The organism is Knoellia sp. B-D-2, assembly GCF_057714695.1.
The window spans coordinates 2,920,054-2,941,401 of record NZ_CM173189.1 but is presented as its reverse complement, the minus strand read 5'-3'; the positions used below and the strand labels follow the sequence as shown (position 1 = coordinate 2,941,401).

Sequence of the window (21,348 nt, the reverse complement as noted above, 5' to 3'; positions counted from 1 at the left end):
CTCCCTTGATTCCGCCGGACCGGAATGCGCAATAAGTCGGGGGGTGGGGGTCAGTCGAAGGAGGCGTCGTCGAAGTCCTCGGGGGTGAACTCACGTGGTTCGACGAGCACCATCCAGTTGCCGGAGTTGTCGCGCATGAGGGCCTCGACGCCGTACGGCCGCTCCTCCGGCTCCTGGAGGAACTCGACGCCCTTGGCCTTGAGCTCCTCGACCGTCCTCCGGCAGTCGTCGACGTGCAGGCCCACGCCGGGCAGCCCGCCGTCGAGCTGGGCTCGCTGCATCGCGGCGATGAGCTCGTCCGAGAGCGGCTTGCTCGGTGTCGTGAGGTGCAGGGAGAGCTCGGGCTGGGACGGGTGGGTGACGGTGACCCAGCGGAAGTCCGGCCCGAGGGTGATGTCGTCGCCGGCGGCGAAGCCGAGGACGTCGGTGTAGAAGGCGAGGGACTCGTCGAGGTCCTTGACCCAGACGGACACGAGGGAGACGTTGGTGATCATGGGCTCGACGCTATGGGCCCGGGCCCTCCCGCCGCTTCTCCCGGATTGCTCGGTATGCCGTCCGCCGGGCTCCCCGGGTCCCTGCGCCTCTCGACGAGACCCGACATGAACACCCAGCAGCCCGGGACACGGGGGGCGCCGTGGACGGCATACCGGGTCTGGAAGGCGCTGGGAGTCTCGCCGACGACCTCGCGGAAGCGGCTGCTGAACGAGCCGAGGCTGCTGTAGCCGACGGCGTGGCAGACCTCGGTGACGGTGAGGTTGGTCGTGCGCAGCAGGTCCTGCGCCCGCTCGACGCGCCGCTCACCGACGTACGCGAGGGGGGTGAGCCCGTAGACGGCCGCGAACGAGCGGATGAAGTGGAACTTGCTCAGCCCGGCGATCGCCGCGAGCTCGTCGAGGTCGAGCTCCTCCGCGAAGCTGCGGTCGACGTGGTCGCGGGCTCGACGCAGGTGGACGAGGACGTCCCCGGGGACCCGTCGCGCGCTCTCGCTCACCTGCGCAGCGTATGACTGCCGCCATCCGCATCCCGACTGACGGCGCATTGCGGACCCTCACGACCAGGCCGGCGGCCTGCTGGGTCGGTCCACAATGCGCAATCAGTCGGGATGCTGGGAGCGGAATGCGCAATCAGTCGGTCAGGGGAGCCTGGCGACGCGGATCCGGACGGTCTCGCCGTCGCCCACGGTCGCCTCGCTCGTCCCGTCACCGAGCGGCAGTGCGTCGAGGGTCGGCGCGGACCCGAACTGGGTCGCGAGCGTCTCCTCGACGATGAGCGCCTGGTGGGCCACCGTGGCCTCCCAGACGGCCGGGGAGCCGGTGAGGGTGAGGGAGATGCGGTCGCTCACGTCGAGACCGCCCTCGCGACGGGCCTGCTGGACCGCGCGGACGATGTCGCGCGCGACGCCCTCGGCCGCCAGCTCGGCGGTGACCTCGGTGTCGAGGACGACGAACCCGCCACCGGGCAGGACCGCCGTGGCCCGCGAGCCCGCGGCACCACCCTCGACGACGGTGTCGAGGGTGTACTCGCCCTCGACGAGCTCGAGGCCACCGCTCGTCACGGTGCCGTCCTCACCGACCGACCAGTCGCCCGACTTGGAGCCCTTGATCGCGGTCTGGACCTCACGGCCGAGGCGCGGCCCGGCGGCGCGGGCGTTGACGGTGAGCTTCTGGCTCACACCGAAGTCGCCGTCGGCGGCGGCGTCGAGGTCGAGCAGCGAGACCTGGCGGACGTTGACCTCGTCGGCGATGATCCCCGCGAAGCCCTCGAGCGCCGAGGCCCCGGGCACGACCACGGTGAGGTCGCGCAGCGGCAGCCGCACCCGCAGGCGCTCGCTCTTGCGCAGCGACGACGCGACCGAGCAGATGACTCGGGCCTGGTCCATCCGCTCGACGAGCTCGTCGTCGGCGGGCAGCTCGTCGGGCGAGGGCCAGTCCGTGAGGTGCACCGAACGTTCGTCGGTCAGCCCACGCCAGATCTCCTCCGAGACGAGCGGCAGCAGCGGCGCCGTCACGCGGGTGAGCACCTCGAGAGTGGTGTAGAGCGTGTCGAACGCCGAACGCGTGTCGGCATCGGAAGAGTCGCCAGAAGCAGTGTCCCAGAAGCGTTCTCGCGACCGACGGATGTACCAGTTGGTGAGCACGTCGACGAAGGCACGCACCGAGTCGCAGGCGCCGGCGACGTCCAGCCCCTCGAGCTGGGCCGTCGTCGTCTCGACGAGCTGGCGCAGCTTGGCGAGGAGGTAGCGGTCGAGCGGCGCGGTGGACGCGGTCGACGGCGACGCGGCGTACCCGCTGCCGCCGCCGTGGGCGTTCGCGTACAGCGTGAAGAAGGACCAGCTGTTCCACAGCGGGATGAGCACCTGGCGCACGCCCTCGCGGATGGACTCCTCGGTGACGACGAGGTTGCCGCCGCGCAGGATCGGTGACGACATGAGGAACCAGCGCATCGCGTCGGCGCCGTCTCGGTTGAAGACCTCGGAGACGTCGGGGTAGTTGCGCAGCGACTTGCTCATCTTCTGGCCGTCGTTGCCGAGGACCACCCCGTGGCTGATGCACGACGAGAACGCCGGGCGGTCGAACAGCGCCGTGGCGAGGACGTGCAGGGTGTAGAACCAGCCGCGCGTCTGCCCGATGTACTCGACGATGAAGTCACCGGGGAAGTGGTGCTCGAACCACTCGGAGTTCTCGAACGGGTAGTGCACCTGCGCGAACGACATCGAGCCGGAGTCGAACCACACGTCCAGGACGTCCTCGACGCGACGCATCGTCGAGCGGCCCGACGGGTCGTCGGGGTTGGGTCGCGTCAGCTCGTCGATGAACGGCCGGTGCAGGTCGGGCTCGCCGTCGGCGTTGGTCGGCAGGCGCCCGAAGTCGCGCTCCAGCTCGGCGAACGAGCCGTAGACGTCGATCCGCGGGAACGCCGGGTCGTCGGAACGCCACACGGGGATCGGGCTGCCCCAGAAGCGGTTTCGCGAGATCGACCAGTCCCGGGCGTTCTCGAGCCAGCGGCCGAACTGGCCGTCCTTGACGTGCTCGGGCACCCACTGGATGTCCTGGTTGAGCTCGACCATGCGGTCCTTGACCTTGGTCACCTCGACGAACCACGAGGAGACGGCCTTGTAGATGAGCGGCTGGCGGCAGCGCCAGCAGTGCGGGTACGAGTGGTCGTAGGTCTCGCGGCGCAGCAGCACCGTGCCCTCGGTCACCGCGCCCCGCTCGCCACTCCCCCGCGTCGCCGCCTTGAGGTGGTCGATGATCGGCGCGTTGGCGTCGAAGACGAGCAGGCCCTCGTACTCGGCGACCGGGAAGGTGAAGGCGCCGTCGGGACCGACCGGCATGACCGGCTCGATGCCCTCACGGTCGGTGACGATCTTGTCGTCCTCACCGAACGCGCCGGCGCTGTGCACCAGACCGGTGCCGTCGGTCGTCGTGACGAACTCGGCCTCGACGACGCGGTGCGCCCGCTCGTGACCGGCGTAGTAGGAGAACGGCGGGGTGTAGCCGCGACCGAGCAGGTCGGCACCGGTGAGGCGCTCGACGACCGCGGCCTCGAGGGCGTCCGGCTCGAGGCCGAAGTCCTTGGCGTAGGCGGCGAGGCGCGCCGCCGCGATGACGTAGCGCTCGGTGGTGCCGGTGGCGTCGGACTCGACGACGACGTAGTCGATGTCGCGACCCACCATGATCGCGAGGTTGCTCGGGAGGGTCCACGGCGTCGTCGTCCAGACGAGCGCGAGCTCACCGGTCTCGAGGCGGAGCCCGACCGTGACGGCCGGGTCCTGGCGCATCTGGTAGACCTCGTCGTCCATGCGCAGCTCGTGGTTGGACAGCGGCGTCTGGTCGTTCCAGCAGTAGGGCAGCACGCGGAAGCCCTCGTAGACCAGGCCCTTGTCGTGCAGCGTCTTGAACGCCCAGAGCACCGACTCCATATACGGCGCGTTGAGCGTCTTGTAGTCGTTGTCGAAGTCGACCCAGCGGGCCTGGCGGGTGACGTAGTCGCGCCACTCGTCGGTGTACTTGAGGACGGACTCGCGGCACTTGGCGTTGAACGCCTCGATGCCGAGCTCGACGATCTCGTCCTTGGTCTTGATGCCGAGCTGGCTCATCGCCTCGAGCTCGGCGGGCAGGCCGTGGGTGTCCCAGCCGAAGCGGCGCTCGACCCGCCGACCGCGCATGGTCTGGAAGCGCGGCACGAGGTCCTTGACGTACCCGGTGAGCAGGTGGCCGTAGTGCGGCAGGCCGTTGGCGAACGGCGGCCCGTCGTAGAAGACGAACTCGTTCGCCCCGTTGGTCCCTGCGTCCCGCTGCTCGACCGACGCGCGGAAGGTGTCGTCGGCGTCCCAGTACGCGAGGACGGCCTCCTCGATCTGCGGGAACCGCGGGCTCGAGGGCACCTTGGTGCTCGTCTGCTCCGGCTGGTCGCCGCTGCTGGTGGAGACCCGGGGGTAGGTCATGTCGTCGCTCGTCCTTCAGTCGGTCGCGTCACCCGGCCTGCTCGACCGTGCTCTGCTGCTCGTTGACCGAGGACGACGTCACCGGGATCGATCCCGGTGGCACCGCGGTACCACCCCGCTTGCCGGGTGCGAGACCCGACCACTCTTGCCGAAGGCCGTGACGTGGCCCGGGCGTCCGGTTCTAGTGAGCGGGCCCGAGGGAACCGGACCGCGCCGTTCTTCCGAAGGCTCGCCGCTGATGACGGCTCAGACGCCTGTGGGGTGAGTCTACCGGCAGCGAGGGGTCCTGTCGGATCGCGCTACACTCGCCGCTGTCGCCGATCGTTCGGTGACACCAACCGTGTCCGCGGGGGGAAGCCGGTCCGATTCCGGCGCTGACCCGCAACCGTAGGCCGCCCGTGAGGGTGGCGAGCCGGACTGCCTCGTGGACGCGAGCGGCTCCACATCACCCGTCGAGGTCACGGGACGGAGCCCGGACTGCTGCTGACAGCCGCTCGGGCGTTCGTCACGAACCGCTCATGCAAAGGCTGTTCCCATGCACCGTTCCACCCTCCGCCTGCGGGTCGTCGCGCCGCTGGCGCTCGCCGCCCTCACCCTCGGTATGCCGGCCGCCGCCGTCGCCGAGACCACGCCCGGTCCCAGCCCGACCGCGTCGGCAAGCCAGAGCACGAGCCCGAGCACCAACCCGTCCCCGACGGCCAGCGCGACGCCGACCCCCGCGGCGAGCCCGAGCCCGAGCCCGAGCCCGAGCACGAGCACGAGCGCCCCTTCCACGAGCACCCCGAGCCCGACGACGGACCTGCCCGCCCTCAGCGCCCCCGCGAGCCCGGACGCCCCCGAGGCCCCGAAGGCCGCGGCCGACCCCGTCCTCACCGTGGTGCCGGTCGGGAGCCTGCAGGAGCAGCAGGCCCGCTACGCCGCACACTTCCTCGCCACCCAGCTCGCCGCCACCGGCGACCACCTCAACTACCCCGAAGCGGGCTTCGGTCTCTTCGCCGACACGGGCAACACGATCGACGCGGTCCTCGCCCTCGACGCGACCCGCACCGGCGGGACCGCCGCGGGGCGGGCGACCACGTGGGTCGAGCAGAACCTCGCCGAGTACATCGAGTACCCGGGCACGCCGATCTCCAGTGGCGGGGTCGGGAAGACCCTCATCCTCGTCGCCGCCCAGGGTCGCGACCCGCGCGCGTTCGGCGGCTACGACCTCGTCGCCGAGCTCCAGGACCTCGTCACGGCCGAGGGCCGCTTCGGCTCCTCGGCCAACGACTACGCGGTGACGATCAACCAGGCCCTGGCGATCATCGGTCTCCAGCGCGCCGGCGTCACCCTCCCGGCGGCCAGCGTCGAGTTCCTCGCCGCGCAGCAGTGCGCCGACGGGGGCGTCCGCGGCGGCCTCGGCGCGGCCACGTGCACGAGCGACCCCGACGCGACCGCCTTCGCGGCCCAGGCGTTCCTCGCCGGCGGCGACGTGGCGAGCGCCACCCGCGCGCTGGACCACCTCGAGTCGCGCCAGCGGGCCGACGGCGCGCTGACCAACGCCACCGGTGAGGGAGCGAACGCGAACACGACGGGTCTCGCGGCCCAGGCCTTCGCGCTCGGTGGACGCACCCCGGCATACCTTCGGGCGACGAACTTCATCCTCGGCCTGCAGTGGGGCTGCGAGGTCCCGAGCCAGTACCGCGGCGGCATCGCGTTCAGCGCCGACACGCGCACCGCGACCAGTGCCAACCTCGAGAAGGGGATCCGGGCGACCCCCCAGGCCGTCCTCGGACTCGTCGGCGGCGCCCTCCCGACGGTGGTGGCCGACGACCTCGCGGCCGGCACCGTGGCCACCCCCTGCGCCGCACCCAGCCCGACGACGACGCCGACGAGCGCGCCCACCGGGTCCGCGACCCCGACGACCACCCCCACCGGCGCCGTCCCGACCGGAACCGGAACCGCCCCCGGCACCGGCGCTGCCGACGGCACCGACGGACCGGCCGCCGGCCCGAACCGCCCGGGTGCCGGCCCCGGCCTCGCCTACACCGGCGCAGAGCTCACCCTGCCCCTGGCCGTCGCGACCTTCCTGCTCCTCGCGGGAGCGGCGACGATCCTCGTGGCACGGCGTCGGGGCGTCCACCAGTGACGGCGTCCCACCTCCGAACTCGCCTGCTCGCCGCAGGGGGCGGGCTGGCGCTGGCGGCCGTCGGCCTCGTCGGGGCTGCTGCCCCGGCGCAGGCCGCGGCCTGCTCGGGCACGTCCGGGGTGACCGTGGTCGTGCAGTCGTCCGCGGGCACCTCGACGCGCTGCGCCGGCGGCGACCCGTCGTCGGCCATGTCGGCCCTCAGGGCGGCCGGTCACTCGATGACCATGCCGAGCCGCTTCCCGGGGGCGGTCTGCCGCATCGACGGCTACCCCGCCTCGGACCCGTGCGTCAACATGCCGCCCGCGGACGCCTACTGGGCCTTCTTCCACGCCTCCTCCGGTGGGTCCTGGACCTACAGCCAGAGCGGCGCAGGCAGCCACGACCCTCGTCCCGGCTCCTCGATCGGGTTCCGCTTCGGCTCCGGCTCCGCCCCGTCGGTGAGCCCGGCCAAGCCGGCGCCGGCGCCAGCGCCCCCACCGAAGCCGAGGCCGACGACCGCGCCCCCCCGGCCCACGACCACGGCGCCGAAGGCCACGAGCACGCCCCGCCGCACGACGTCGGCCCCGCGAACCAGCGCCGGCTCCGCGGGCTCCACGCCCGGGACCACCTCCGCACGGACCCCGGCCCCCACGGCGTCCTCACCCGCGGGTCGGACGGCACCGAGCGGCGCAGCCAGCGCGAGCGCACCGGCGACCGCGACGCCGACCCCCCGCCCCAGCGCCTCGACCGGCGCGTCGACCGGCTCCTCGCCGTCACTGTCCGCGTCCCCCTCGCCCTCGGCGAGCGACGTCGTGGCAGCAGCCCGTCCCGACCCCGACGCCGACACCGGCACCTCCGGCTCGAGCCGCCTCGTCGGCGGTGGCGTGCTGCTGGCCGGCCTCGCCGCGGCCGTCGCCGTGGTCGCCGTCCGACGCCGCCCGACGGGGTGAGCGGCCGCGAGGTCGCGCACCCCGGCAGGATGACTCCATGAGCCCGGCCCTCCCCCGCTCGGTCCACCCGGTCGCGTGGTGGGGCTGGGCCCTCGGGCTGGCCGTGGCGGTGAGCGCGGTGACGAACCCGTTCCTCCTCCTCGCCGCCCTCGGCGTCGCCGCCCTCGTCGTCACTTCACGGCGCGGCAGCTCGCCGTGGGCGAGGTCGTTCCGGCTCTACCTGTGGCTGGGCGTCCTCATCGTCCTCGTCCGAACCGTGCTCCACGTCCTCGTCGGCCTCAAGTCCGGGGACACGGTCGTCCTCCCCCTCCCCGAGGTGACGCTCCCCTCGTGGGCCGCCGGCATCGACGTCCTCGGTGACGTGCGGCTCGAGGGCCTGCTCCGGGCGGTCACCGACGGGCTCCGCCTCGCCGTGATGATCGCCTGCATCGGCGCCGCCAACGCCCTGGCGAACCCGAAACGGCTCCTGCGCAGCCTCCCCGGCGCGCTGAGCGAGATCGGCTCGGCCGTCGTCGTCACCATCACCGTGGCCCCGCAGCTGGCCGACAGCGTCCAGCGGGTGATGCGCGCGCGGGCCCTGCGCGGCGACACCGCCCGGGGCATCCGGGCGCTGCCCCGCATCGCCCTGCCGGTGCTCGAGGACACCCTCGACCGCTCCCTCATGCTCGCCTCCGCGATGGACTCCCGCGGCTACGGCCGTCGCCGGGTGGTCACGCCGGTGGCTCGCGCCCTCACGTCGGTGTGCACCCTCGGCGGCCTGCTCGCCAGCGCCGTGGGCATCTACGGGATCCTCGACTCCTCGTCCCCCGGGTGGCTCGGGGCTCCCGCGCTCCTCACCGGGGTCGCCCTCTCGCTGGCCGGCATCTGGCTCGGTGGACGCGCGAACGCCCGCTCGACGTACCGGCCGGACCCCTGGCGGGCGGCCGAGTGGCTCACCGTCGGCTCCGGCGTCGCGGCCGCGGTCGCCGTCCGGGTCGTCATGCGCGGCGACGCGGCCTCCCTCGGCATGCCGCTCGACCCCCTCTCGGTGCCGGCGCTGCCGCTCGTCGCCGTGGCGGGCCTGCTCGTGGCGGCCCTGCCGGCGTTCCTCACGCCGCCCCCGCCTCCCGCGGCGACGCGGGGCGCGACGGCACGGACCGCCGTCACCCCGGTGGTGGCGGCATGAGCACCCCCGTGGTCGAGCTCGACCGGGTCACCGTCACCTTCGACGGCGCCCCGGCGCCCACCCTGCGCGACGTCTCGCTCCGCCTCGACGAGGGCGAGCTCGTCCTCGTCGTGGGCCGCACCGGCTCGGGCAAGTCCACGCTGCTCGGGGCCATCACCGGGCATGTCCCCCACTTCACCGGCGGCACGCTCGCCGGGCACGTGCGCCTCCTCGGTCGCGACACGCGCGAGCACCGCCCGCGCGACCTCGCCGACCTCGTGGGGGTCGTCGGCCAGGACCCGCTCGCCGGGTTCGTCACCGACACCGTCGAGGAGGAGCTCGCCTACGGCATGGAGCAGCTGGGCCTCGGCGCCGCGACGATGCGCAAGCGGGTCGAGGAGACGCTCGACGTCCTCGGGATCGCCGACCTGCGCGGCGCCGCGCTGCGCGAGCTCTCGGGCGGCCAGCAGCAGCGCGTCGCCATCGGCTCCGTGCTCACCGCCCACCCCCGGGTCATCGTCCTCGACGAGCCCACGTCGGCCCTGGACCCCACCGGCGCCGAGGACGTCCTCGCGACCATCACCCGCCTCGTCCACGACCTCGCCGTGACCGTCGTCGTCGCCGAGCACCGGATCGAGCGCGTCCTCCAGTACGCCGACACCGTCGTCCACGTCGGCACCGACGGCGTCGTCACCCAGCACGACCCGGCGGCGGCGATGGCCACCGCCGATGTCGCACCGCCCGTCATCGAGCTCGGCCGCTGGGCCGGCTGGTCACCGCTCCCCCTGTCGGTGCGTGACGCCCGCCGCCGCGCCACCGCGTGGCGCTCCCTCGCGCCGACCCACCCGGACCGCCCCACGACCGACGGGCCGACCCTCGTGCAGGCCCGCGACGTCGTCATCACCCACGGAGCGGTCGTGGCGGTCGGCGGGGTGGACCTCACCCTGCGCGGCGGCGAGGTCACGGCGCTCATGGGTCGCAACGGCGCCGGCAAGTCCTCGCTCCTGTGGGGGCTCCAGGGCTCGGGTCCGCTCCGCTCCGGCAGCGTCCGCGTGCACGCCACCGACGCGCCCCTGGACGGCGTCGACATCCACGGTCTCGACGCCGGACAGCGACGCCGTCACGTCGGGCTCGTCCCCCAGTCCGCGGCCGACCTGCTCTACCTCGACACGGTCGGCGCCGAGTGCGCCCAGGCCGACCGCGAGAGCGGCCGTGGGCAGGGCACCTGCCGCAGCCTGCTCGACGGGCTGGCACCCGGCATCCCCGACGACCGCCATCCCCGGGACCTCTCGGAGGGCCAGCGGCTCGCCGTCGTGCTCGCCGTCCAGCTCACCGCCGACCCGCCGGTCCTGCTGCTCGACGAGCCCACGCGCGGGCTCGACTACGCCGGCAAGGCGGCGCTGCGCCGGTCACTGCACGACCTCACCGCGCGCGGCCGCGGCGTCGTCGTCTCGACCCACGACGTCGAGTTCGTCGCCGAGACCGCCGACCGCGTCGTCGTCCTGGCCGCCGGCGAGGTCGTCGCCGACGGGCCCACCCGTGAGGTCGTCGTCTCCAGCCCGGCCTTCGCCCCTCAGGTCGCGAAGATCACCGCACCCCAGCCGTGGCTCACCGTCGACGACGTCCGGTATGCCGTGGGCGAGCCCTCGTGACCGCCCTCGCGCCCGCACCCACGCCCGGAAGGCGCCGGGACCGGACGCGGGCCGTCCGCCTGCGGCCGCGCTCGACCCTCGCCATCGTGGCCGTGAGCCTCGCGGGCGTCGTCGCCTTCGGGTGGCCGCTCATCGTCGACCCGGGGACCGCCTTCGCGCACTCGACCGACGCGCCCCTGCTCTTCTCGCTCCTCATGCCGCTGCTCCTCGCCGTCGTGCTGGCGGAGGTGTCCGAGGGTGGGCTCGACGTCAAGGCGATCGCGATGCTCGGCGTCCTCTCGGCCGTCGGAGCAGCGCTGCGGCCGGTGGGGGCCGGCACCGCGGGGCTCGAGACCGTGTTCTTCCTGCTCATCCTCGGCGGGCGGGTCTTCGGCGCGGGCTTCGGCTTCGTCCTCGGAGCGACCACGCTGTTCGCGTCCGCGCTCATCACCGGGGGCGTCGGACCCTGGCTGCCCTTCCAGATGCTCGGCGCCGCCTGGGTCGGCCTCGGAGCGGGCCTGTTGCCCCCGCTGCGGGGACGGGCCGAGATCGCCCTGCTCGCGGCATACGGCGCGGTGTCCGGGCTGCTCTACGGCATCGCCCTCAACCTCATGTTCTGGCCGTTCACGACCGGGCTCGGTGGCGGCCTGTCGTTCGTCGCCGGCGCGCCCGTGCTCGACAACCTCCACCGCTTCCTCGTCTTCTCGTTCGCGACCTCGCTCGGCTGGGACATCGGCCGGGCGGTGACGAACATCGTCCTCGTCGGCCTCACCGGCGGCGTCGTGCTGCGCACGCTGCGACGGGCGGCCCGCAGGGCGGCCTTCGAGGCCCCCGTCGAGTTCACCCCGGCCACCACGCGCGACTGACCGACCGGCAGCACTGGCACAATCGCCGCCATGAGTCATCTCGAGCTTGACGCGACCCGAGCCTGGCTGAGCCGCGAGGAGCTCGACAGCGCCCGTGAGCGGTTGCCGATCCTCTACGTCGACGCCGTGCCCGTCCGGGTCGACGAGCGCGGGTCGGTCGTGGCCGTGGGTCTGCTGCTGCGCGCCTCCGACGACGGCGACATCCAGCGCGAGCTCGTCTCCGGGCGGGTGCTCTACCACGAGCGCGTGCGCGACGCCCTGCTCCGCCACCTCGAGAAGGACCTCGGGCCGATGGCGCTGCCGCGGGTGCCGACCTCGCCGGTGCCGTTCACCGTGGCGGAGTACTTCCCCACCCCGGGCGTGACGCCGTTCCACGACCCGCGCCAGCACGCCGTGTCACTGGCGTTCGTCGTGCCCGTCGCCGGCGACTGCGCGCCACAGCACGACGCGCTCGACCTCGCCTGGCTCACTCCCGAGGAGGCGCTCGCCCCGGGCGTGCTCGCCGAGATGGAGCGCGGGCACGGGGTCCTGCTGCGCCAGGCGCTCGGCCACCTCGGCCACCCGGTCTGACCCGGCCGACGGTCCGAGCGGCAGCCGCTCGCTGACGGTCAGCCGCGGCGCTTCTTGTTGAACTTGTCGACGGTGCGGCTCATGTCGTGGGCGTCCTCGGCGGCGGCCTCCTCGGGGGTCGGAGCCCGGCCTCCCAGCCGCGCGGGCTGGAAGACGAGGTCCTCACCGGTGAGCGTGGGGTAGGCCGCCTGCTGCTGCCGGAGCTGGCCCTCCATGACCGCCTGCAGCCGTTTCGTCGCCTCGGCCCGGTTCTCGTCGGGGCCCACGTGGAACGGCTCGCCGATCATGATGGAGATCGGGATGTTGCTGCGCCCGAGGTGCTTCGGGGTGTTCTTGCTCCACACCCGCTGCGAGCCCCAGATCGTCGTCGGCAGGATCGGGACACCGGCCTCCTGCGCCATCCGCACCGCCCCCGGCTTGAACTCCTTGAGGTCGAACGAGCGCGACATCGTCGCCTCCGGGAAGACACCGACGACCTCGCCGTCCTTGAGCGCCTGCACCGCGCGCATGAACGAGGCCTTGCCGTCGCGCCGGTCGACGGGGATGTGCTTCATCCCGCGCATGAGCGGCCCGGCGACCCGGTGCGAGAAGATCGACGTCTTCGCCATGAAGCGGACGAGGCGCCGCGACGGATGGGCCGCGAGACCGGCATACGTGAAGTCGAAGTACCCGGTGTGGTTGATGGCCATCACGGCGCCGCCCACGCGCGGCACGTGCTCGGCACCCTCGATCCGGAACTTCAGCCCCTGAGCGAGGAACACGGCGCGAGCCGCGGTGATGACCGGGGTGTAGACAGGTTCCATGGGGCGAGCCTACGGCCCCGTAGGTCAGCTGTGCTGCGCCGGCAGCCACGCCAGCTGGACGAACTGGTTGCCCTCGTCGCGGGTGACGAGCCGTCCCCGTCCGGCCGGCTGGAGGGAGCCCTTGACGGTGCCGATGAGGGCGCCCTCGTCGGGCGGCGTGCTGAGCATGATGCCCGGGGTGGCGAGGTCGCGCATCGCCTGCAGCACCGGCTCGTAGCTGGCCCGCGAGGCGCCTCCGGCACGTCGCGTCACGACGAGGTGGAGCCCGACGTCGGCGGCCTGGGCGAGCAGCGGGACGAGGGGGCGCAGCGGTGAGCCCGCCGACGTGACGACGAGGTCGTAGTCGTCCACGAGGATGAACGCCTCCGAGCCGGACCACCAGGAGCGGGCGCGGAGCTGCTCCGGCGTGACGTCCGGGCCGGGGAGGCGGGTGCGCAGGAAGGCGGTGAGGCCCTCGATCTCCGCGGTGACCTGCTCCTCGGTCGTCATGTACTCGGCGACGTGGTCCTGCGGCAGCTCGCCCAGCAGGGCCCGGCGGTAGTCGACGACGAAGAGCTTGGCCTGCGCCGGGGTGTAGAGGCGCGCGATCTCGCTGGCGTAGGCCCGCAGCATCGAGGACTTGCCCGAGTCGGTGTCGCCGAAGAGGTAGAGGTGGGACTCCTCCGTGACGTCGACGCCGACCGGCTCGAGGTTGCTCTCGTTGATGCCGAGCAGGACGCGCCGGTCGTCGGGACCGGCCTGCGCGCGGATCGCCTCGAGGCTGATCTTCTCGGGCAGGAGGCGCAGCTTCGGCCCCTGCGGACCCGTCCAGGCGGCGCTCACCCTGGCGACGAGGTCGTCGACGCCCTCGCCGAGGTCCTCGACGCTCCCGGAGCCGTCGACCCGCGGTATGCCGGCGAGGAAGTGGTGCTTCGTCGTCGTGATCCCGCGCCCCGGCCGGCCCTTGGGCACGTTCGCGGCGAGCTTGCGGTCGATCTCGGAGTCGCCCGGGTCGCCGAGACCGAGCTCGACGCGCGTGCCGAGCATGTCGCGGATCTGCATGCGGAAGTCCATCCAGCGCGACGTCGTGATGACGACGTGGATGCCGAAGGTGAGACCCCGCCCGGCGATGCCGCTGATCGACTGCTCGAGCTCGTCGAACTCGGCGCGGATCGTCGGCCACCCGTCGACGACGAGGAAGAGGTCGCCGTAGCCGTCGTCGGCCCGGCCCTCCGCGCGGCGGCGGCGGTAGGTCTCGATGGAGTCGATGCCACTGGCCCGGAAGTAGGCCTCGCGGCGGTCGATGATGCTCGAGATCTCCGCGACGGTGCGACGGACGATGTCGGGCTCGTTGCGGTTGGCGACGCCCGCGACGTGCGGCAGCCCGGCGAAGGGCGTGAACGTCCCGCCGCCGAAGTCGAGGATGTAGAACTGCGTCTCGAGCGGCGTCGAGGTGAGCGCGATCGAGGCGACGAGGGTGCGCAGGAAGGTGCTGCGACCGGTGCGCGGCCCACCCACGACGGCGACGTGACCGGCGGCCCCGCCGAGGTGCAGGGTGAAGATCTCGCGTCGCTGCTCGAGCGGGCGGTCGACGATGCCCATCGGGAAGACGTAGGCACCGCGGGCGCGCCAGCGCTGGCTGACGAGGCCGAGCTGCGGGTCGACCGCGAGGTCGCCGAGGAGCTGGTCCATCGAGTTCGGCACGTCCAGCGGCCGCAGCCACACCTGGTGGGCGGGACGGCCCTGACCCCTCATCCGGGCGACGGCGATGTCGAACACGGCCCGGGTCTCCTCCGGCTCGTGGGCCGGCTGCGGCTCCTCCTCGACGCGGGGCATCGCGGAGACGGCCTTGGCCGACGTGAAGGGCAGCACCTGCATCGACCCGCCGGTACCGGCGGCGCTGCGTCGGCGACGGCCCTTCGGCGGTCCGGAGACGTAGGCGGCCTTGAACTTCGTCAGGGTCGTCTGGTCGGGCTTGAGGTAGCCCAGGCCCGGGATGGGCGGCAGCTCGTACGCGTCCGGCACGCCGATGACGGTGCGGGACTCGCCGGCGGAGAAGGTGCGCAGGCCGATCCGGTAGGACAGGTGCGACTCCAGCCCGCGCAGCCGCCCCTCCTCGAGGCGCTGCGACGAGAGGAGCAGGTGCATGGAGAGCGACCGGCCCAGCCGGCCGATGGCGACGAAGAGGTCGGCGAACTCGGGCTTGGCGGAGAGCAGCTCGGAGAACTCGTCGGCGACGATGAGCAGCGCGGGCAGGGGCTCGAGGTCGGCCCCTCCGGCCCGGGCCTTCTCGTAGTCGGTGACGTTGGCGAAGTTGCCGGCCGAGCGCAGCAGCTCCTGGCGCCGGGTCATCTCCCCCTGGAGCGCGTCCTGCATGCGCTCGACGAGGGTGAGCTCCTGACCGAGGTTGGTGATGACGGCCGAGACGTGCGGCATGTCCGCCATGCCGGCGAATGTGGCGCCACCCTTGAAGTCGACGAGCACGAAGTTGAGCTGCTCGGACGAGTGGGTCATCGCCAGCGCGAGGACGAGCGTGCGCAGGAGCTCGGACTTGCCGGAGCCGGTCGCGCCGATGACGAGCCCGTGCGGACCCATGCCCTGTTGGGCCGACTCCTTGATGTCGAGGGCGACGACCTGGCCGTTCGCGCCGACGCCGATGGGCACCCGGAGCCGGTCGCGCTGGAGCCGGGGGCGCCACGCCGTGGTCGGGTCGAAGTCGCGCACGTCCCCGAGACCGAGCAGGTCGACGAGCTCCGTGCTCGACGTGAGCGCGTCGCGCACCTCGACCTCGCCGCTGGTGAACATGGGGGCGAGGCGACGAGACGCCGCCTCGGCCTGGGTGAGGCTCATCTGGTCGGCGAGGCCCTTGGCGCCGCCCCGGCTCAGGCTGAGGATCTCGAAGGGCATTTGGCCGTCCGCGGTCGCGTGCGGCGCCCCGTCGACCGCGAGCCGCAGGGTGGTCGTGCTGTCGAGCTCGCCCCACTGCTCGGGCAGGTCGAGGACGGTGACGCCGAGGACCCCGTCGTCGGTGACGAGCGGGTTGTGCCGGGGCAGGCGGGCGCCGTCGACGATGACGAGGACGTGCGGCGCGGGGCGCTGGCTGCCCGGCCCGAAGCGCGGGCGGTCGGTGACGTCGTCGGGCAGCAGCTCGAGGAGCTCGTCGACCGACTCGGCGACGAGCCGCGACGGACCGACCGCGTCGCGCTCGCGCGGGCTGAGGGCGTGCGGCAGCCACTTGAGCCAGTCCCACTCGGCCCGCGCGTCGGGCCCGGTCAGGGCCGCGACGATGAGCGTGTTCGGCGAGTGCATGAGCGCGGCGTTGACGACGAGGGCGCGCGCGAGCGCTCGCGTCGGGCCGGCCTCGCCGGTGACCTGGACCCGCGCCCACGCCGGGAGCGACACCGACGCCGGGAGCCCGTGCTGGACGCGGTGGGTGGTGAGCAGGCGATGCAGCGCGGACGCGGCGACCGGGTCGAGCTGGGCGAGCGGCGGCGTCTCGGCCGGCTCGAGGGTGAGGCAGAGCGGCTGGGAGGTCGTGCCCATCCGCACGTGGAGGAAGTCGTCGTCCTTGGGCAGGCGCTCCCAGACGCGGCTCTTCTCCTCGGCGAGCAGGGGGAGGGAGTCCGGGGCGGGGAAGTTCCAGAGCCCGGCCTCGCGCTGCTTGCTCGCGGCGTCGCGCACCGTCCCGCGGACCTCGGCGAGGTAGGCGAGGTACTCGCGACGGTTGGAGACGACCTCGGTCGTGTGCTGCTGGCGCTGGCGCATGCCGCTGGCGAAGACGAAGCCGAGGGAGGCGATGAGGAACATGCCGGCACCGATGATCCCGCGCGGGCCGGGCTGGGAGAGCGCGACGAACCCCATCGAGCCGACCGAGCCCAGCATCGGCACCGCCTGCATGAGCAGGGTGCTCAGGCCCTCGGCCGGGGTGATCTCCGGCGGCGGCTGCAGGACGATCCGGCCGGTGGGCACCGACGGTGCCTCCTGACGCGCCCCTCCGACCGTCGCGGTCACGCTGCCCTCCCCAGTGCTCGCACCGGGTCAACCTATCTCCTGTCCGCCACGCGCACCGAGGGTGCCGCACCACGGAACGGCCCTGCCGCCTATCCTTCGACGTGGGTGCTGGCCGTGTCGACGACGAGGGGTGGGGTATGCCGGGTACGGACGTGGGTGCCGGGCTCCAGATCACCCTCAGCGCCGGCGGACGCCGCTACGACCTCGTCGTCCCCGTCGGCGCGCAGGTCACCGAGGTCCTGTCGGTCCTCGGCATCGCCTCCCGCGCCAACCCGCACGCCGTCTCGACCCCCAGCGGCCGGATCCTCGGACCGCTCGACACCTTCGACGAGTCGGTGCCCACCGGGTCGATCCTCAGCGTCGTCCCGGTGACGACCCACGCGGTGACCCGCGACATCCTCAACCTCGACCGCGGCCGCAGCGCCGGGGGCGCCCGGTCCAGTGCGCCCGCCGGGTCCGGTGGACGCCACCGCGAGCCCGCCGAGCCGGCCACTGCGAGCCCCGAGGTCGACGCGTCGACGCGCCGCCGTGGGGAGGCCTCCTCGAGCGAGGTCTCGGAGGCGACCACCCCTCGCTCCGGCCTCGTGACGGTGGGCGCGGTCCCCCGCGCGCCGCACCGCAAGCGGGCCGCTCCCCCGGCGGTCGCCACCCAGCTCATCTGGCTCGCCGCCGCCTTCGGCGCGATCGTCAGCCTGGTCGCGGCGTGGGGCCTCGCGCTCGGCGCGACGACGGGAACCGGCACCGTCCTCGGGGCACCCACCTCGTGGATGCCGACGGTCGCGGCGGCGCTGCTCGCGGCCGGGGCCATCGGGCTCGCGGCGCTGAGCAGCAACCGCTCCCACCGTTTCGCCGCCGCCGCGACCGCGCCCGCCCTCGGACTGGCCGCGGGGCTGACCCTGCCCTGGCCGGCCACGCCGGGGCGCGAGTCCGTTGCCGTCGTCGCGGGCTGCGCGGTGGCCGTGCTCGCCCTCGCGATCACGCGGACCCGGGTGGACGCCGACTCCCCCGGCGACCGGACCGTCCTCGCCACGATCGGCGGGCTCGGGCTGCTCGTCGGGACGGGCACCGTGCTCGACTGGCCGGGCCACTCCATCGCCGCCGTCGTCACCGGGCTGTGCCCGCTGCTCGTGCGGCTCCTGCCCACGACCAGCCTCGTCGTCGACGCCAACCAGCTCGTCGACACCGACCGCCTCTCGACGACGATCTGGTCGGTCCGCGAGCGCAGCGCGGGTCGGCGCAAGCGGATCACGCGCGACGACGTGCGCGCCCGGTTCGACGCCGCGCGCGAGATCGTCGCGATCGGGACGGCATACCTCTCCCTCACCGCCGCGGTGGGCGGGTGGCTCGCCGTGACGACCCCGGCGCCCGACACCACCTCGCGGTGGGGCACCGTCGCGGTCGTCGTCGTCGCCGCGCTGGCCTGCGGCTACCAGTCACGCACCGTCCGCGACCGGCTGCCGCGCTACAGCATGCTGGGCGCCTGCGCGGCCCTCCTCCTGGCGGGCGCGTACGCGCTGCTCACGAGCGGCTGGGGCGGGGCGACGGTCGTCGTCTTCCTCTTCGCGACCGGCATCGGCTGGGTCAGCGTGCTCAGCGCCACCGCCCTCGTGCAGGGGTACCGCTCGACCCGCATGTCCCGCTTCGCCGACTCCCTCGAGGGCCTCACGGTCGCACTGTCGGTGCCGCTCGGCGTGGTCGCCGCGGGTGGCGTGGAGGCCATCCGGCGGATGACCTCGGGCTGAGCGACCCGACACGGTCGGCCGGGTGTCGGGGATCCGGGTGCCCTCCGGGGGCCAGAACCCCGGATCCCCGACACCGGACGGCGGGTGACGCCTCAGTCCCAGACCTGGGGGCTGGACTCGTCGGTGCCGTCGTACCAGGTGTCCTCGTCCTCGCGGGTGAGCTTGTCCACGTCCGTGGCCGTGCCCTTATCGCCCTTGCGCGCGCCACCGGCACCGGCCGCGCCGACGGGTCCGCCCCGTCCCGCGGCACCGGCCCCTCCGCGTCCGGACGCGCCGCGTCCGCCGGCCTTGCCGCCACCGACCCTGCTCACCTGGCCGGAGCCCGCCGGCACTGCGCCGGTGCCCTTGCCGTCGAGCTTCGGGACGCCGTAGCGGCCCGAGCCGCTGGCTCCCTTCACGGCACTGCCCCGTCCCGACGCACCGGCCCGGGACTGACCCCCCGCCCCGCCGCCGCCGCCCGGGACCATCGCGCCACCGCGGGCCCCGCCGGCGGCTCCGAGGGCCGTGCCCCCGCGCCCGCCGGCACCGCCACCGGGGCGAGCGCCGCTCGCTCCGCCGCGCGCACCCCCGCGGGGTCCGCCGCCGAGTCCGGCCAGGCCCCCTCGGGAGCCGAGGAGGCCCCCGATGCCGGCCGCGCCGGCGCCCACGCCGCCGGCCGCGAGCCCACCGGGCCCGACGCCACCGCCACCGCCCCCACCGGCGGCCTGCATGCCGGCCGAGGTCGGCCCACCGGTCGGGTTCGTGCCGATCGTGCCCGTGGTGTCGCCGTCGGAGCTGATCGGGTCGAGCTGGGTCTCCGGGTCGGGCTCCGGCAGCTCGGGGTCGACGACGGTGACCTCCGGGTCCTGGGGGTCCGGGTCGGGGATCTCCTCGCCGTCCGGGTCGCGGTCGCCCCCGTCGTCGTCGTCCTCGTGGAGGACGAACCCGGTGTCGGGATGCACGGCGTAGCCGCCCGAGGTCGAGGGGGTCCTCGTCCCGGTCGGGTGGTCGCCGTCGCCACCACCCGGACCCGGGGGGCTGTACGGCGTCTCGGACTTCGTCCTGGTCTCGATCGGCATCGTCGCGGTCGCCGTCTGCGTGTCGGTGCCGAGCTGGTCGAGGACCCGCTTGGCGGCCTGGTTGCGCTGCTCCCACAGGGCGTCCTCGGCCGCGGCTGCGGCCGCGCCGTCGGGAACGCTGTACGCGGCGCGGTTCTCGGCCGTCGGCAGGTAGGGCGCCGGGAGGCGGGTGTGGGCGGCCGGGTCGACGTGGGTCGAGATGCTCGCCACCTCGGAGTACCACGCGGACTTCGCGTCGGTGATGGCCGTGTAGACCTGCCCGAGGCTGGTGTCGACGTCGCCGACCTTGGTCGCGTGGCCGTCGAGGGTGGCCCCGAGCTTCTCGAGGGTGGACAGGGCCGCCTCGGCAGCCGGGCCGACCCAGCCACGTCCACCGTTCGGGGGCGCCTGGAGCTCGTCACGCACGGTGCGCACGTCGCGCGCGAGGTCCTCGAGCTGGGTCTTCGCACCCTTCCAGTCGTCCTGGGTCAACCAGATGGACGCCGTGCTGGACGAGAAGACCTTGAAGAGCTGCCGCTCGAAGTGCTTCGCCTTCGGGTTGAGCGTGGGTCCGCCGCCCCCGTCGTCAATGACCGCCATGACTGTGCTCCTTCGTCGTGACTGCGAGCCCATCCGTCGCTGCCGTGGTGTCGTGGGACGGTGAAGTGGGTGCGGGGGCATCGGTGCCGTGGGCCCGCGCCGCCCGGCGTCGGAGGGTGAGGACGAGGGAAGCGGCCACCAGCGCGAGCGCGAGGAGGCCGACGAGCACCCACCCGAGGGCGGCCCCGCCCCCCTCGGAGGTGTCGTCCTCGGCCGGAGCGGGCAGGGCCGCGCCGGTGGGGGTCGCACCGACCGACGGCGATGCCGGGGTCGAGGGCGAGGAGGAGGGTGCGGCGCCGACGGCGGCGGCGATCTGCGCTGCGGTCGGTGAGACGACACCCGTGTCGACGACCATCGGGTTGGAGTCGGGAAGCGACTCCACGTCGAGCCTCACCGCGTCGGCGGGAGCGAAGATGCCGAAGCCGTAGGACTCGGTCTTGCCGGTCGACGCCGGCAGGTTGCTGCCCACGCGCCGGAACCAGGTGAGGTACTTTCCGTTCTCGGCGCGCAGCCCGATGGCGTCCTTGGCGGCCTGGAGGACCTGGTTGCCCGTGGCGTCCGGGTGCGCCGACCAGACGGCCGCGAGGCCCCCCGCCGTGATGGCCGTGGCCTGCGAGGCGCCGTCGGCGATCACGTCGCTGCGCCATCCGGACGAGGTCGAGGCACCCGAGGCGACCTTGCTCCCCGGGGCCGCGAAGTCGAGCAGCGGGCTCTTGCGCAGGGCGCTGGAGTCGAGGTTCCCCGAGGCGTCGACGTGGGTCACCGTGACGACGCCGTTGCCGATCCCGGGCCAGAAGACGTTGCGGGTGTCGTTGTTGGTGGAGGCGACGACGATCGCCCCGGCCCGGTAGGCATCGAGAAGCGCCTCGACGAGCGCGCCGTCGTAGTCGACCGACAGGCTGACGCTGATCACCCTCGCGCCGTCCTTGACGGCCAGGCGGATGGCGCGGGCCGTGGCCGCACCCGACTGGTCCAGCCCCGTGTCGTCGAGGCGGCAGCCGTCCCGGCCGCCATCGGTGGTGTCGGCGTAGAGCACCGCGTAGTGGCGCAGCGTCGCTCGTGGGGCGATCCCGGCGATGCCGCGCCCTCCGACAGCCGTGCCCTTCCCGCTCCCGACGATGAGTGAGGCCATGCTCGTGGCGTGGTCCGCGACGGCACCCTTCGCCGTGGCGGACTGTCGCCCCCCTCCCTGCGTGAGGCACTCGGTGCTCGAGGACGTGACCAGGCCGCGCAGCTCGGGCACGCTCGAGTCGATCGGCCCGTCGATGACCGCCACCGTGACCCCCTGGCCAGCGCCGGTGCGGTGGAGCTCGTCGACGCCCATCGCCGCGCGCCACCACTGCCCGTCGTCCAGCGCGTCCGCGGAGGCCGAGGGCACGCCGACGAGGGTCGCGAGCGCCGCCGCTGCGGCGACGGCGAGGGCGACCCCACGACGGAGGTGTGGTGGGCGGGCGGGCATCG

At 73.8% G+C, this 21,348-nt stretch carries 14 protein-coding genes; 7 read left to right on the top strand and 7 right to left on the bottom strand.

Annotated features, from left to right (window positions below):
• Nucleotides 1-50: 50 nt before the first annotated feature.
• The 3 genes from AC3EU2_RS13885 to ileS all read right to left on the bottom strand — a co-directional run bounded on the left by AC3EU2_RS13885 (nt 51) and on the right by ileS (nt 4,447).
• Nucleotides 51-494: a VOC family protein gene (locus AC3EU2_RS13885; RefSeq protein ID WP_488176882.1), complete on the bottom strand. Its 444-nt coding sequence runs from the start codon at nt 492-494 to the stop codon at nt 51-53.
• Nucleotides 491-991 (bottom strand): helix-turn-helix transcriptional regulator, encoded by a 501-nt coding sequence (locus AC3EU2_RS13880; protein ID WP_488176881.1) that lies wholly within the window; start codon nt 989-991, stop codon nt 491-493. Before AC3EU2_RS13880 ends, AC3EU2_RS13885 begins: the two co-directional genes overlap by 4 nt.
• Nucleotides 992-1,132: 141 nt before the next feature.
• Entirely contained in the window at nt 1,133-4,447 is a 3,315-nt protein-coding gene (gene ileS, locus AC3EU2_RS13875) for an isoleucine--tRNA ligase (RefSeq protein ID WP_488176880.1), read from the bottom strand.
• A 535-nt stretch (nt 4,448-4,982) separates the two neighbouring features.
• Here ileS and AC3EU2_RS13870 point away from each other — a divergent pair.
• The 6 genes from AC3EU2_RS13870 to AC3EU2_RS13845 are packed head-to-tail and all read left to right on the top strand — an operon-like array spanning nt 4,983 to nt 11,715.
• Nucleotides 4,983-6,575, top strand: coding sequence for a hypothetical protein (locus AC3EU2_RS13870; RefSeq protein WP_488176879.1), 1,593 nt, complete (start codon nt 4,983-4,985; stop codon nt 6,573-6,575).
• A complete protein-coding gene (locus AC3EU2_RS13865) occupies nt 6,572-7,504 on the top strand; it encodes a hypothetical protein (protein ID WP_488176878.1) in 933 nt (310 codons plus the stop codon). Before AC3EU2_RS13870 ends, AC3EU2_RS13865 begins: the two co-directional genes overlap by 4 nt.
• A gap of 37 nt (nt 7,505-7,541) precedes the next feature.
• Complete coding sequence (locus AC3EU2_RS13860; protein ID WP_488176877.1) at nt 7,542-8,669, top strand: energy-coupling factor transporter transmembrane component T; 1,128 nt, start codon at nt 7,542-7,544, stop codon at nt 8,667-8,669.
• Entirely contained in the window at nt 8,666-10,300 is a 1,635-nt protein-coding gene (locus AC3EU2_RS13855) for an ABC transporter ATP-binding protein (protein WP_488176876.1), read from the top strand. The genes AC3EU2_RS13860 and AC3EU2_RS13855 overlap by 4 nt, the downstream gene beginning before the upstream one ends.
• Nucleotides 10,297-11,145 (top strand): ECF transporter S component, encoded by an 849-nt coding sequence (locus tag AC3EU2_RS13850; protein WP_488176875.1) that lies wholly within the window; start codon nt 10,297-10,299, stop codon nt 11,143-11,145. Before AC3EU2_RS13855 ends, AC3EU2_RS13850 begins: the two co-directional genes overlap by 4 nt.
• Before the next feature lie 30 nt (nt 11,146-11,175).
• Complete coding sequence (locus tag AC3EU2_RS13845; RefSeq protein WP_488176874.1) at nt 11,176-11,715, top strand: NUDIX hydrolase family protein; 540 nt, start codon at nt 11,176-11,178, stop codon at nt 11,713-11,715.
• A 38-nt stretch (nt 11,716-11,753) separates the two neighbouring features.
• Here AC3EU2_RS13845 and AC3EU2_RS13840 read toward each other — a convergent pair whose 3' ends face one another.
• Nucleotides 11,754-12,518, bottom strand: coding sequence for a lysophospholipid acyltransferase family protein (locus AC3EU2_RS13840; protein ID WP_488176873.1), 765 nt, complete (start codon nt 12,516-12,518; stop codon nt 11,754-11,756).
• A 24-nt stretch (nt 12,519-12,542) separates the two neighbouring features.
• The gene (eccCa, locus tag AC3EU2_RS13835; RefSeq protein ID WP_488176872.1) at nt 12,543-16,508 is read right to left on the bottom strand and encodes a type VII secretion protein EccCa; all 3,966 of its coding nucleotides are present in this window, start codon (nt 16,506-16,508) and stop codon (nt 12,543-12,545) included.
• Nucleotides 16,509-16,609: 101 nt separating this feature from the next.
• On the opposite strand from eccCa, the gene AC3EU2_RS13830 reads away from it, so the two are divergent.
• The gene (locus tag AC3EU2_RS13830) at nt 16,610-18,250 is read left to right on the top strand and encodes a hypothetical protein (RefSeq protein ID WP_488176871.1); all 1,641 of its coding nucleotides are present in this window, start codon (nt 16,610-16,612) and stop codon (nt 18,248-18,250) included.
• Between the two features lie 92 nt (nt 18,251-18,342).
• Here AC3EU2_RS13830 and AC3EU2_RS13825 read toward each other — a convergent pair whose 3' ends face one another.
• Both AC3EU2_RS13825 and AC3EU2_RS13820 read right to left on the bottom strand, forming a co-directional pair.
• Complete coding sequence (locus tag AC3EU2_RS13825) at nt 18,343-19,887, bottom strand: hypothetical protein (protein ID WP_488176870.1); 1,545 nt, start codon at nt 19,885-19,887, stop codon at nt 18,343-18,345.
• Entirely contained in the window at nt 19,874-21,346 is a 1,473-nt protein-coding gene (locus tag AC3EU2_RS13820) for a S8 family peptidase (protein ID WP_488176869.1), read from the bottom strand. Before AC3EU2_RS13820 ends, AC3EU2_RS13825 begins: the two co-directional genes overlap by 14 nt.
• Nucleotides 21,347-21,348: the final 2 nt, after the last annotated feature.

Bases quoted from the DNA above. Each gene is read 5' to 3' on its own strand.
- AC3EU2_RS13885 (WP_488176882.1), bottom strand. From the start codon at position 494: ATGATCACCAACGTCTCCCTCGTGTCCGTCTGGGTCAAGGACCTCGAC.
- AC3EU2_RS13825 (WP_488176870.1), bottom strand. From the start codon at position 19,887: ATGGCGGTCATTGACGACGGGGGCGGCGGACCCACGCTCAACCCGAAG.
- ileS (WP_488176880.1), bottom strand. From the start codon at position 4,447: ATGACCTACCCCCGGGTCTCCACCAGCAGCGGCGACCAGCCGGAGCAG.
- AC3EU2_RS13870 (WP_488176879.1), top strand. From the start codon at position 4,983: ATGCACCGTTCCACCCTCCGCCTGCGGGTCGTCGCGCCGCTGGCGCTC.
- AC3EU2_RS13860 (WP_488176877.1), top strand. From the start codon at position 7,542: ATGAGCCCGGCCCTCCCCCGCTCGGTCCACCCGGTCGCGTGGTGGGGC.
- AC3EU2_RS13820 (WP_488176869.1), bottom strand. From the start codon at position 21,346: ATGCCCGCCCGCCCACCACACCTCCGTCGTGGGGTCGCCCTCGCCGTC.
- AC3EU2_RS13855 (WP_488176876.1), top strand. From the start codon at position 8,666: ATGAGCACCCCCGTGGTCGAGCTCGACCGGGTCACCGTCACCTTCGAC.
- AC3EU2_RS13845 (WP_488176874.1), top strand. From the start codon at position 11,176: ATGAGTCATCTCGAGCTTGACGCGACCCGAGCCTGGCTGAGCCGCGAG.
- AC3EU2_RS13840 (WP_488176873.1), bottom strand. From the start codon at position 12,518: ATGGAACCTGTCTACACCCCGGTCATCACCGCGGCTCGCGCCGTGTTC.